This window comes from Caproicibacter sp. BJN0012 (assembly GCF_035986805.1).
Lineage (GTDB): Bacteria > Bacillota > Clostridia > Oscillospirales > Acutalibacteraceae > Caproicibacter.
The window spans coordinates 793,213-805,841 of sequence record NZ_CP142518.1 but is presented as its reverse complement, the minus strand read 5'-3'; the positions used below and the strand labels follow the sequence as shown (position 1 = coordinate 805,841).

General features: G+C 56.2%; 13 protein-coding genes. 2 read left to right on the top strand and 11 right to left on the bottom strand.

Annotation, left to right across the window (positions count from 1 at the left end):
* Position 1: 1 nt before the first annotated feature.
* The 9 genes from VA597_RS03885 to VA597_RS03845 form a co-directional block, all read right to left on the bottom strand.
* Positions 2–1,645, bottom strand: a complete 1,644-nt coding sequence (locus VA597_RS03885) for a putative manganese-dependent inorganic diphosphatase (protein ID WP_128741764.1) — start codon at positions 1,643–1,645, stop codon at positions 2–4.
* A 175-nt stretch (positions 1,646–1,820) separates the two neighbouring features.
* Positions 1,821–2,180, bottom strand: a complete 360-nt coding sequence (locus tag VA597_RS03880; RefSeq protein WP_128741763.1) for a YccF domain-containing protein — start codon at positions 2,178–2,180, stop codon at positions 1,821–1,823.
* Positions 2,181–2,395: 215 nt separating this feature from the next.
* Entirely contained in the window at positions 2,396–3,511 is a 1,116-nt protein-coding gene (locus VA597_RS03875) for a 5-methyltetrahydropteroyltriglutamate--homocysteine S-methyltransferase (protein WP_326975225.1), read from the bottom strand.
* A 169-nt stretch (positions 3,512–3,680) separates the two neighbouring features.
* Complete coding sequence (locus VA597_RS03870; RefSeq protein ID WP_326975654.1) at positions 3,681–4,196, bottom strand: DNA topology modulation protein FlaR; 516 nt, start codon at positions 4,194–4,196, stop codon at positions 3,681–3,683.
* A gap of 96 nt (positions 4,197–4,292) precedes the next feature.
* Positions 4,293–4,586, bottom strand: a complete 294-nt coding sequence (locus VA597_RS03865; protein ID WP_128741760.1) for a Dabb family protein — start codon at positions 4,584–4,586, stop codon at positions 4,293–4,295.
* A 13-nt stretch (positions 4,587–4,599) separates the two neighbouring features.
* Positions 4,600–5,019, bottom strand: coding sequence for a PPC domain-containing DNA-binding protein (locus VA597_RS03860; RefSeq protein WP_128741759.1), 420 nt, complete (start codon positions 5,017–5,019; stop codon positions 4,600–4,602).
* A 22-nt stretch (positions 5,020–5,041) separates the two neighbouring features.
* Positions 5,042–6,262, bottom strand: coding sequence for a DNA polymerase IV (gene dinB / locus VA597_RS03855; RefSeq protein ID WP_326975224.1), 1,221 nt, complete (start codon positions 6,260–6,262; stop codon positions 5,042–5,044).
* Between the two features lie 86 nt (positions 6,263–6,348).
* Entirely contained in the window at positions 6,349–7,218 is an 870-nt protein-coding gene (locus tag VA597_RS03850) for a CFI-box-CTERM domain-containing protein (protein ID WP_326975223.1), read from the bottom strand.
* Between the two features lie 27 nt (positions 7,219–7,245).
* The gene (locus VA597_RS03845) at positions 7,246–7,626 is read right to left on the bottom strand and encodes a metal-dependent transcriptional regulator (protein ID WP_128741756.1); all 381 of its coding nucleotides are present in this window, start codon (positions 7,624–7,626) and stop codon (positions 7,246–7,248) included.
* Between the two features lie 146 nt (positions 7,627–7,772).
* Here VA597_RS03845 and VA597_RS03840 point away from each other — a divergent pair, with 146 nt between their 5' ends.
* Both VA597_RS03840 and VA597_RS03835 read left to right on the top strand, forming a co-directional pair.
* A complete protein-coding gene (locus tag VA597_RS03840; protein ID WP_326975222.1) occupies positions 7,773–9,566 on the top strand; it encodes an aminopeptidase P family protein in 1,794 nt (597 codons plus the stop codon).
* A 166-nt stretch (positions 9,567–9,732) separates the two neighbouring features.
* Positions 9,733–10,470 carry a C39 family peptidase gene (locus VA597_RS03835; RefSeq protein WP_326975221.1) on the top strand — a complete coding sequence of 246 codons (738 nt, stop codon included), beginning with the start codon at positions 9,733–9,735 and terminating at the stop codon, positions 10,468–10,470.
* 3 nt (positions 10,471–10,473) lie between these two features.
* Here VA597_RS03835 and VA597_RS03830 read toward each other — a convergent pair whose 3' ends face one another.
* Both VA597_RS03830 and VA597_RS03825 read right to left on the bottom strand, forming a co-directional pair.
* A complete protein-coding gene (locus VA597_RS03830; protein ID WP_128741753.1) occupies positions 10,474–11,148 on the bottom strand; it encodes an HD domain-containing protein in 675 nt (224 codons plus the stop codon).
* A 12-nt stretch (positions 11,149–11,160) separates the two neighbouring features.
* On the bottom strand, positions 11,161–12,540 hold the full coding sequence (locus VA597_RS03825) for a Sapep family Mn(2+)-dependent dipeptidase (RefSeq protein ID WP_326975220.1): 1,380 nt from the start codon (positions 12,538–12,540) through the stop codon (positions 11,161–11,163).
* Between the last annotated feature and the right edge of the window lie 89 nt (positions 12,541–12,629).

The following is a 12,629-nucleotide window of genomic DNA, read 5'->3' as shown; positions in this document are numbered from 1 at the left end:
CTCAGGGAATATTTTGAATCGCATTGGTTAAAAGCGGAACCACCTGTTTTTTTCGGGAGACCACGCCGTCAAGATACACTTCGCTGTCCTTCGGCTCCGCCCCGAAGGCATCCCGGATCAGTTCCTCCTCTTTCCCGGAATACAGCAGGTGGGAGCTTTCCCTGACGATATCCGTCATCATCAGCAGCAACAGGCTGTAGCCCTTTTGTTGCTGCACTTCTTCCATGCGTTTTAAAAGACTGTTTTTCAGATCCTTCGCGTTTCCGGGGTCCCCGGCGTTGATCTGTCCGATCCCGATTTTATACCGGCCCAGGTTGTAATCCTTGAAGTCGCTGTAAAGGATCTGATTCGGGCTCATATCCGCGAGGGAAGAACCTGCCTGAAACATTTCGGCCGCAAAGGAATCCGCGTCCAATCCGGCGATTTCGGCCAGCTGAGAGACCGTTTCGCGGTCCAGATAAGTGGTCGTGGGCGATTTCAGGTTCAGGGTATCGGAAAGAATCGCCGAGCAGAGGATTCCCGCGATTTCCTTCATCGGCCGGATTCCGTTTTCCACATACATGTTCGCAATCAGTGTCGCCGTGCTTCCCACCGTATCGTTGCGGAAATAGACGGGCGACCCCGTCTGGATGTCTCCGATGCGGTGATGATCGATGATTTCCATGATTTCAGCCTGGTCGATCCCGTCCACCGTTTGGGACTTCTCATTGTGGTCCAGGAGAATGACCTTCTTTTTCCGCGGGGAGATCAAATGGTAACGGTACACAAATCCCTTGACCATTCCGTCGTCGTCGACGATCGGATAACTGCGGAACCGCGTCTGAAGCATCTTGTCCCGGATGGAATCAATAAAATCATGAAGGTTAAAGCAGATCAGGTTGTTCCTGGTCATTACGTAACCTACGGGAATGCTCTGGTTGATCAGCCGCGCGGCGGTGAACGTATCGTGGTTTGTCTCCATCACGATGCATTTTTCCTGCTCCGCGAGCTCCAGAACGTCTTTGTCCACCCGCCCGCCGCAGGTGGCGATCATACAGCCGACTCCGGCTTTCAGCACCTTCATCTGGCTGTCTTTCCGGTTGCCGACCAATACGATATCGTTCTTCTCCACAAACGGCTCCAGGCTGTCGGGAGCCATGGTCGCAATCACTACCTTACCCGCAGACCGGAACACATCATCTATATTTCCATAAACCAGTTTCGCGTTCAGGGTCTCTGTCACATTGCGCAGCGGCGTGTGGCTTTTGGACAGCACGTTGTTCCCCTGGGAAGCCATATAGCTGTTGGTGATGTCGGAGAGCGAGATGATTCCGAGCAATTTTCCCCCGTCGTCGGTAACCGGCAGGACCTGCTTATTGTTCTTCTGCATGATGTTCCAAGCCGTTTTGATGGAGATGTCCTCCGATACAGGAGGAATGACATCCAGATCCAGATCGGAGACCTGAGTTTTGACAGTTTCCAGATATTCCGGTTCCTTGACTCCAAAGTAGTCCAACACAAACGCCGTTTCCTTATTGATGCTGCCGATCCGGACCGGCACCGCCTTGACCCCCAGCCTCTTTTTCAGTTCGGCATAAGCGATGGAAGAACAGATGGAGTCTGTATCAGGATTTTTATGTCCGGTGATATAGACGGTCTCGTTCATGAAAGATACCTCTTTAAAAAAAAATAACGCTTACAAGCGTACTACCTTTTTCAGACAAGGAGACAACCCTGCTGAACTAACATACAGAATAAATCATTTCTCCTTTTCAGTCAAGCAGAAAAATCCCAGAATGCAGTACTTTTTTAAATTTTCTGCATATTTTTTGTGTATTCATTCAAAAAATGTCTGCTCCAAAAGGCATGAGTGCGAGTTTCGCAATCTTAAAACACTGGATTCCAAAGGGGATTCCGATCACCGTAACGCAGAACAGCACTCCGATGACAGCCGCCTCCGCTGCAAGCGCGAGGCCCCCGAAAATCAGCCAGAGCAGATTCAGCAGCACGGACCCCGCGCCGCCGCCGAACCGGACTTCCTTCCCGAATGGGAAGAACGCCAGCTCCGAAAATTTAAAGCACTGAACGCCGACCGGAATCCCGGCGACCGTCAAGCACCAAAGAACGCCGAGCACCAGCCAGCTCAGACCCATCACACATCCGCCCAAAAGAAACCAGATCACATTTCCAAGGCATCCCATATCCTAAATTCCCCTGCTGTTTCCCTTTCATGATTTTTTACCGCCGGATATAAACCGCGCACCCGAATCGGCATCTTATCTGTATTATATTCCACGGCTCCTTCGTCCGCAATGGGAATCATTCACACTTCAAAAAAGACAAGGGGCGAAATCAGACGCCCCGAAGAGGCACCATCCTCGTCCCCGTATAACAAAAGCACCAAATGAAGCGGATTTCAGCCCCAGACATCCTCCGCGATTTTTTGCAACAGCCGGATTTTGTCCCATTGCTGCTGCTCCGTCATGATATTTCCTTCCTCCGTGGAAGAAAAACCGCACTGCGGACTCAGGCAAAGCTGTTCCAGCGGCACATACCCGGCTGCTTCTTCGATTCTCTTCCTGACAAATTCTTCTTTTTCAAGCTGCGGAAATTTTGAAGTAATCAGACCGAGCACGACCTGCTGGTTACGAATATGGCGGAGCGGTTCAAAACCTCCCGCCCTGTCGGAATCGTATTCAAGAAAGAATCCGTCAACATGGCAGTTTCCAAACAGGATCTCCGCCACCGCTTCATACCCCCCGGAAGAGAACCATGTAGAACGGAAATTCCCCCTGCAGATATGCATGGTGATCACCATGTCCTTCGGTTTGGCTTCCAAAGCCAGATTAATCATAGCGACGTACTCTTTTTCGATTTCATCCAGATTCAGGCCCCGTTCCGCGTAAGCCCGGCGCTTCTGAAGATCGCAGAATTCGCCCCAGGATGTGTCGTCAAACTGCAGGTAGCGGCATCCGGCGTCATAAAACGCGCGGATCGCCTTTTGATAAGCCCCTGCAATATCACGGTACAGCTTCCGAGGGTCTTCATATTCCGGGATCGGCCGGTAGTTTTCGGCTCTGACGCAGCAGATCAGATGCAGCATCGAGGGGGAGGGGATGGTCATTTTGCACAGCGTACCGCCGGCCACGGAGCGGAGGTATTCAAAATGCCCGACGAAGGGATGGTCCCCGAAATCCACCTTCCCGACGATTTCCAAGGTGGCGGCTTTAGGCTGGCGTTCTTTGAATGCGACCGACCAGTGCTCGGCTTTGACCTCGTTGACCCCTTTCAAAGCCGCCAGAAAATCCAGATGCCAGTATCGGCGCCGGAATTCCCCGTCGGTTACCGCCTGCAGGCCGGCCTTCTTCTCCTGTTCCACCAGTGCCCGGATCGCGCCGTCCTCCGCCTCTTTGAGCTGCTCCGGGCCGATTTCACCGCGCCCGTAAGCCTCCCGGACTCTTTTCAGTTCCGCAGGGCGCAGAAAGCTCCCCACAATGTCCGCGCGAAAAGGCGCCGTGTTCCGTTTCGCCATAGTAATCACGTTCCTTCCTGAATCTCGGTATTTCATTTGAACCGTTTCATCTTCAGTATAAACGTTCACAGGAGACTTAAAAAATACTTTCTTTCTATTCATTGTAATAGTTTTTAACTATGCTTACTATGCAAAAGGATATTCTCCCCACGCCAACCGCTTCGGCACATCAGTTTTTGAGAATCCGCTTCAGAAATTCATCAGACTGGCCTGGCTTTTTCAGAACCACCGTCTTTTCCCGATAGCGCGAAGCGATCTCCCGGTAATGGCCGCGCCTTTGCCCGGTCCTTCCCTCCCGCAGGATCCACCATAGGAATTCCAAGTCGAATTTCTCGGCGCAGCCGGCCGCCATGCTTTCCCGGCATTTTCCCCGAAACCTCAGATATCTTTTAACCGCTCTGTAAAGGCAGACCCTTCGGGGAAAGCAGAGAAGGATGATCCGGTCCGCCTGTTCCAGGCGTTCTTTTTGAAGAAAGCATTCGTAATTTCCGTCGATCACCCAGGAATCGTTCTTTTTCAAAAAATCGGATACGATAGAGCGCCCCTCCTCCCGGCCGCGCTCCGCCCAGCCGGGCAGAAACTGGACGGTGTCGAGGAACAGGATAGGGATCCGGTAATATCCCGCCAGTTTCCCGGCCAAAGTTGATTTTCCGCTCCCGCTGTATCCCAAAACGGCAATTTTCATATCCACCTCGAAAAAGGCAGGGGGAACCGCCCGACGCGGACCCCTTCAGACAGATTCCGGCGCGGGTGATCCCCGCGCCGGTCCAGCCCGCTGTCATCAGATTTCATAGTCCGCGCTCGTTCTTCCGCAGATCACCGCATGAACCAACGATTTGACGGCAAGGTGAGCGGGGTGAGTCTGATAGGCCTGCGCCGCCTCCCTTGTGGAAAACGCGCAGTTCAGGACGAGATCATAGTCGCCGCCGGCGTAATTCCGGCCGAGCTCAACGCTTTCCAGCCCATCCACCACGCCGAGCAGCGCCTGAAATCTTTGTCTGAGCTCCGCCGCGATGCGGTCCGCACGGGCTTTTTCCTCCGGTTTCAGGGTCCATAGGACAAGATGCCTGATCATTGCTCTGTCTCCTTTAAAGGTCAAATAGGTTCAGGCCGGTCACTTCATCGCGGCGGCGGCCCACGCTGCCATCCAGAATGTGAATGAAGATTTCACCGGTTCCGCTGATGACGGCTTCATTCAGATGCCCGCCGATCACCTGACCGTCGGCTTTTGCAAGGTTCGCATGCAGATGAAGATAAACCTTGCCGTTCATTTCGGTTACGTTTCCCATCAGTGAGGTCAGTTCCATTTCCCCATCGAAGGTGTTGGAATAATATTTCTGTTCCGCAACACGGTAAAGCCCGACCACGGCGTGATCGACGGCGCCCAGGCCCGTAACGAAGCCAAGTTTCACGTTTTCCTGCTCACAGGCGCTTTGAATCGCCTTCAGGAGTTCTTCTCCCCGGTCGGCGCGAAGAACCAGTGTATTCCCGATTTTTTTACATTTCATTCGAATCAACCTCTTTGCAGTTTTATTTTCGATGGAGGCCGTCAAGGCCGATATCTTCTTTCAGCAGCCCGCCGAATGTGACCGCTCCGCTGCCGAAGCGGCCGCGGATGGAATCCATCGCGGTCTCCAGCCGCTCTTCCCTCTCCTCGTCCGCCCCGCTCTCCCCGCCGAAAAAGCAGAGCTGGCCTCCCGGCGCGTCGTTGGGCACCAGGCCGGAGCCGGAAAGCGAAAGCATCCGGATCGGCGCTCCGGGGTTCCAGCAGGCTTTGATCAGCTCTTCCCCCGCCGCGGCCAGTAATCTCGATCGATGGGTGGGAGCGGCAAGCGTCTTCTGACGGGTGATGTAGCGGAACGAAGGGTCCTTGATTCCGACCTGCACCACCCAGCATTTCAGCTTCTGCCCGCGCATGCGGGAGGATACGCTGTCCGCAAGGGCCTGCACGGCCTTGTGGACGTCCTCCGGGCCGCTCAGGTCTCGGCGGAACGTCACGCTGTTGCCGACGCTTTTGACCCCCCGCATGGTCCGGCCGTCCGAGACCGGGGAATCGTCCCGGCCGTTCGCGTATTCATATAGCTGCAAACCCATTTTCCCCAGCCTGGAGGACAGAAATTCCGGGCCGCTGCCCGCCATGTCGCCGATGGTGTGGATCCCAAGCCCCGCCAGGGTCTGCGCCGCTTTCTTCCCGCAGAACATCAGAGTATCGGTCGGCAGCGGCCAGACGATGTCCCGGTAATTTTCACGGCTGATGACCGTCGTCGCATCCGGTTTCTTATAATCGCTCCCAAGCTTTGCGAAGATCTTGTTGAACGAAACCCCCACGGAAATCGTGATGCCGATTTCACTGCGGACCGTTTCGCGCAGGGTGTTCGCGATCTCTTCGCCGCTGCCGAACAGCGCCCGGCTGCCCGTAACGTCCAGCCAGCTTTCATCGATGCTGAACGGCTCCACCAGATCGGTAAACCGGCGGTAAATCTCGTTGATCCGTCGGGAAACAAGCTGATACTCCCGAAACCGCGGCGCGGCCAGAATCAGCTGCGGGCATTTCCGCTTCGCCTGCCAGATGGTTTCGGCGGTATGGATTCCATAGGCCTTGGCTGGCTCGTTTTTCGCCAGGATGATTCCGTGCCGGCTGTCGGGGTCGCCGCAGACTGCCATTGGGACCTCCCGCAGCTCGGGGTGAAGCATACATTCCACGGATGCGAAAAATCCGTTGCAGTCACAGTGCAGAATCGTCCGTTCCATACAGTTTCCCCTGGATGATTATCCTCGATTCGTTCTTTGCCTGAAAGCGGGGCGAACAAAAAAGAAGTCCCGGCAATTGCCCCGCCCTACAGCCATTTTTGTTCCAGTTCCGACATCATCGTTTCGTAGATCCATTCACATTTTTCCGGTCTGCGGCATTTCAGCGCCGCAAGGCAGGGAGAGAGGTAGTCCCGATAAACCCGGTTCCATTCCGCTTCCGCCTTACCGGAAGATTCCACGGAGCTCACGATCAGCGGGGCAAACAGATAGTACTCGCCGATCTTTTTCCGCCCCAGGGGGGTCCTGGACAGGTATCCGTCCCGGAACGCCCGGAGCGCCTGCAGTTCCCCACAGTCGTCGCCTTTTCCGAGCTCGGCGCAAACAGCCGTCGTGATAAAGCAGAGCTTTTTCCGGAATCCTTTCTGAATTTCGGAGTAGGTTGCCCTGCCAAGCGGCTCCTTGTGAACGGCGTTCCACTTTTGCAGAAAAAGATCCGCCAAGCGGTCCGCGGCCGCCGTGTTCAGGTCAAGGATTGCGGGAATCGCCAGAGTCGTGATGGAAATCCGCAGGTCGAACTCCCGCACCGATTTTTTCCGGGCGGACTTTTCCTCCCCTGCAAAGCCGTCAAACAGGGCGCCGGAAAAAAGCTCCGCGGCCTTGTCCCCGTAAGCGGCTTCTTCCCGCAGATAAGCCTGAAGGGCCGGAAGAACCGCCCGGCGGTAAGACTCAAAACTTTCGGCGTAATGGCTCGCGTTCAGCCGGTCAAATTGGATCACGGCGGAGAACGCCTCCGGCGGAAGCAGGTGCGCCGCCCCGCCCAAAGGCACGGAGGAAACCGCGGGCACACCCGGCTCCTGCGGCTGCGCGCAGTACGGGCAGAAGACCTTTTCTCCCGCATCCTCGGAAATCTGGAACTCTTTGCCGCAATGCGGGCAGCGCAGGGCACGTCCGCTCATTTTAAAAATCCCCCCGTCCTTCAAGGCTCACGAGTCTTCGCAATGGCTTCCGACATACTCCTTCATCCGCTGAAAACTTTTTTCACTGATAATATGTTCCATCCTGCAGGAGTCTCCCACCGCCGTTTCGTGGTCGACACCCAGCGTCTGCTCCAGAAACTCCGCGATCAGGGTGTGGCGTTCGTAAACGGCGTCGGCCCGCTGCAGGCCCGAATCGGTCAGAACAAGGTTTCCGTTCTGTTCCATGACAAGAAGGCCGGCTTCCTTCAGGATGCTCATGGCGCGGCTGACGCTCGCCTTGGAAAATCCCAGCTCGTTCGCGACGTCGATTGAGCGGACATATCCGTTCCGGTGTTTCAAAATCAGAATGGTCTCAAGATAATTTTCTCCGGATTCCTGTATTCTCAATCCAGACCCTCCCGTCCATGGAATTGCAGTTTTCATTATATCATTCAAAACATTAAATAACAAGCGTCAACGCCGCATTCCTTGACATCCGGCTGCACAGAGCCTATACTTTTTTTAATCTTGAGAAACGGGGAGCGATCGGACAAATGCAGAAAGTAACAGAAAGGATTTCAGCGCTGCGGGCGGAAATGGAGCGGAACGGCCTCTCGGCTTATCTCATTCCCTCCTCCGACCCGCATATGGGAGAATACGTTCCGGATTTCTGGCAGGCACGAAGCTATTTCTCCGGATTCACGGGGTCCGCGGGGACGCTGGCGGTCCTGCGGGACCGATGCGGCCTTTGGACGGACGGCCGGTATTTCATCCAGGCGGAGCATCAGCTCGCGGGAAGCGGGATCGAACTGTTCCGCATGGGGGTCCGCGGCGTGCCCGCCTGCTCCGAATTTCTGGCGGAATCCCTCCGGAAAGGCGACACGGCCGGCTTTGACGGCCGCATGCTCTCGGCCGCGGACGTGGAATCCATGAAAGAGAAATTTGAAGAGAAGGGGATCGGCGTCCGCTCCGCCGACCTGATCACTCCGCTGTGGAAAAACCGCCCTCTCCCCCCGGCGACGGCGGTCTATCTCCACGGGGACGAATACGCCGGCCTCTCCTGCGCGCAGAAGCTGGGACAGGTCCGTGCGGGACTGAAAAAGGACGGGGCGGACTGCCAGATCTATTCCCGGCTCGAATGCGTCGCCTGGCTGTGCAACATCCGCGCGTCCGACATCGAATACACCCCAGTGGCGGTTTCCTACGCCGCGGTTTTCATGGACCGCGCCGTCCTGTTTCTCGACGCCCCGCGCCTCCGGCCCGGCGTGCGGGAGTATCTGGAAAAGAACGGCGTGACCCTCCGGGAATATGGGGAAATCGAACCCTTTCTGAAAAATCTGACCGGAGAAAAGACCGTCCTGGTCGACCCGGAAGGCACGAATTATGAACTTTACCGCATTTTAAAAGAAAACCCATCCTGCAAGGTGAAAAAAGGCGCCGATCTTGTCATCGGCCTGAAAGCGGTAAAAAACAGGACGGAAATTGAGAACTTCCGGAAAGCCCACGTCCGCGACGGGTGCGCGATGGCCGAGTTCTGCGCCGACCTGGAAAAGAGGCTGAAACAGGGAGAGACGGTGACGGAATGCACGGTCTGCGATCTGCTGCGGGAAGCGAGGGCCCGTCAGGAAAACAACCGGGGGGAGAGCTTCGCGACCATCGCGGCCTACCGTGAAAACGCGGCGATGATGCACTACTCCCCGAAACCGGACACCTGCAAAACGCTGGAACAAAGCGGCCTGCTTCTGATCGACAGCGGCGGACAGTACCCGGAAGGAACCACCGACATCACGCGCACGTTTGCGCTGGGGCCGGTCACACAGGAAGAAAAAAAGCACTACACCTGGGTTTTGAAGGCCCATATCGCGCTGGCCACGGCCGTCTTTCTTGAGGGAACGACCGGAGGAAACCTCGACATGGTCTGCCGGGGGCAGATTCAGAAGCACGGCATCGATTACCGCTGCGGGACCGGCCATGGCGTGGGGATGTTCGGAGGCGTGCATGAGGGCCCGCAGAGCATCCGCACGAAAAACGATGTGATTCTGCGCAGCGGCATGAACGTCACCAACGAACCCGGCATTTACGAAGAGGGAAAGCATGGGATCCGCACCGAAAACCTGATGCTGGTCACCGACGCGATGGAGAACGAATACGGGCGTTTTCTCCGGTTTGAGATTCTGACCTGCTTTCCGATCGACAAGGAGCCCATTCTGCCCGAACTGCTGACAAAGGAAGAAATCGCCTGGCTGAACGAGTATCACAGCCGCGTATACCGGACGCTGTCTCCCCTGCTGTCCAGCGAAACGCTGGAATGGCTGAGAAAAAAGACTCTTCCGCTCATCACAAAGTAATTTCTGCCGCAAAACCCGAAAAACCGCAAACTGAAACCCCCTTCCGCGTCGTCCAGCGGAAGGGGGTTTCAGCAGTTTGGAGCACCGGCCCCCGGTTCCGTGTCATAAAAACATTTTCCCCGTAATACTGTTGAATAAACCTGATGGGAAACGGGGGCGGGACCGGTTGCAAAAGTACTGGCATCGGCGGGCGATTTCCTTAGCTCTGCTGTCCATTTTTTTCTTTCTCCTGCTTTTCGCCTCTGGATGCCGGCAAAACGCGCTGACGGAAGAGGCGGTAACGGCCGGCGCGCCATGGAAAGGGGAAAAAATTCTGCCGGTCGGAAACATTCAGCAGCTGCCGGAGCAGCCGTCCGGCTGTGAAATCACGTCGACGGCGATGGTCCTGAATTATTTCGGCTGCGGAATCAGCAAGACGGAACTGGCGGGCTATTTTCCGGTCGGCGGGATGCCCCGCCGATCGGGCGGAAAAATGGTCGGGCCGGACCCGTGGAAGGTCTTCGCCGGAAGTCCCACCGCCAGCGGCTACGGCTGCTTTGCGCCCGTTGTGACGCTGGCGGTGAACCGATACGCTTCCTCCGCGGGCTGGTGGCTGAAAGCGATCAATCTGAGCGGAACCAAAGCATCCGGCCTGATTCCTTTCATCGACGCGGGAATTCCGGTGATCGTCTGGGCCACCATCTCCATGAAAGAGCCTTATGCGGGCGACGGATGGTTTTTAGAGGACACCGGCGAATATTTTCGGTGGCCCGCGCAGGAACACTGCCTCGTTCTGATCGGATATTCCGGAAGCGACGTGGTGCTGAGCGACCCGCTTGATCCGCAGGGCACGGTCCGCTGCGACTTCAAGCTGTTCGAAAGGCGGTACCGCCAGCTTTCCTGTCAGGCGGTCGCTGTGGAGTGAATGTCAGAGCAGCCGGGTCTCATTGATAATCAATTCAAACTGCAGACCGAGGTACTGCGCCGCCTGGCGGCACAGCACCATACGCGTCATGAAAATTTCAAAATACTCCATCACGGGGCAGATGCTGGTGTCGATGGTGATGTCCAGCGTCGCGGTTTTCCGTTCAAGGTTGATTACCGTCGCGGCGTGCTCCACAGCGTAGTTGACGCGGTCGTGGATGTCCGCGGTGACGGTTTCCCGGTCGCGGACGCGGGTGCGCCGGACATCCCCCTTGTCGGACAGAATCAGAGCGGCCGCGATCGGGCTGACCGCGGCAGCCGTCTCTTCGTCATGATTCCCGATCGCGGCTGAAATCAGGGCGACTTCCTCCGGAGGCATGTTCAGCCGGTTCAGAATATTGAACGCCATCAGCGCGCCGCTGTGCGCATGATTGTAGCGGTTTACCACGTTTCCGATATCGTGCATATATCCGGCGATTCGCGCCAGTTCGCAGGTGCGGTCGTCAAATCCAAGCTGCTGCAGGATGTTCCCTGCATAATTTGCCGAGCGTTTCGCGTGAGGAAAGCCGTGTTCGGTAAATCCGATCTCGCCGAGATTGCGGTTCCCTGTTTCGATATAGGCCTTGATCTCCTCGTTTTTCAGAATGTCCTCAAATGTGATGTGGTTGTAATTCGGCATTTATTTCCTCCGTCAGGCCGTAAAAATGCGGTACATTGCTTCCAGGCAGATCTGTGCGTGAACCATAAACCGTTCGATGTCGATGCTTTCATTGGTATTGTGCAGCCTGCGGTCGGGCTCATCCGGGAAAAACGGTCCGAACGCGACCGCATTTCCCTTCATGGCCCGCGCGTAAGTCCCCCCGCCCGTGGCGTACAGTTCCGCGGGTTTGCCCATTATCTCGGAATAAGAGTCCCGAAGGATTGAAATCAGGCAGCTGTCCCCCGGAAGATAAAGCGGCTTGGAGTCCTCGAGAAGCTCTGCGGAAAAACCGGCTTCTTCCGCGCGGCGCCTGATTTCACCGAAGATTTTATCCCCGTCGGAGGTAACAGGGTAACGGATGTCGATTCCCGCCCTGACGCTCCCGTCTTTCACGCGGAGGATCCCGAGATTCAGCGTGAGTGGACCGGATTCCTCGTCGCTCTGCCGGACACCGATCCCCGATCCGTCGTAGCGGAAGCCGACGCTTTGGTCAAGGAAGGAAAAGAAGCCGCCGAGTTCCTCGCGGGAAAACACTGCGGAAAGCAGGCGGATCAGAGCGGCGGCCGCATTGAATCCTTCCTGCGGCTGCATCGCGTGAGAGGCTTTTCCTTTCGAGGTCACCCGGATTCCTTCCGGAACCGGTTCAAAGGCAAAGCCGCCCTCCGCCGTCCGGGCCGCCTTTCGCAGCGCGTCCGCGGTCTTCGCGGAACAGCTCAGAACGGCTTCCGCATGGTCCGGCACGGCATTATAAACGGCCCCGGCCTGAAATTCCTTAACGACGCTTTCATTTTTTTCACCTGAAAGAAGATCCAGACGGAGGATACCCTTTTCCCGGTTGCAGATTCCGTAGTCTGAGTCCGGGGTGAAACCCATGGACGGCATCTCTTCCTTCCGGAAGTAATAGTCCAGGTCCTCCATGCCGGTCTCCTCCCCCGCGCCGAAAATCACGCGCAGACGCCGGTTTCCCCTGATCCCCGCGTCTTTTATCGCCTTCAGGCAGTAAAGGGCGACCACGGCCGCTCCCTTGTCGTCCGCCGCTCCACGCCCGAAATAAAGATTTCCTTTCCGCGTCAGCGTGAACGGGTCCGTGTCCCAGCCCTCCCCGGCCGGAACGACGTCAACGTGGGCGGCCACGGCCGCCAGATCGTCACCGGAGCCAAACTCCGCATGGCCCGCGTAATTTTCCACATTTCTCACGGCGAACCCCATTTTCTCCGCTTTGTCAAGGATCAGGCACAGCGCCCTGGCCGGTTCCGGCCCAAAAGGCATGCCTTCCCGCGCCGCTCCCCGCACGGAGGGAACCGCGACCAGGTCGGCTAAATCTTTCAGAATTGCTTCCCGGTATTTTAGAATTTCGGTTCCAAATATCATAAAATCAAACCTCCTTGTTTATTCTGTCATTTTTTTCATTATATCACAGGGGGCGCATCAAAAAAACACGTTTTGGTTAAGGATTGAAA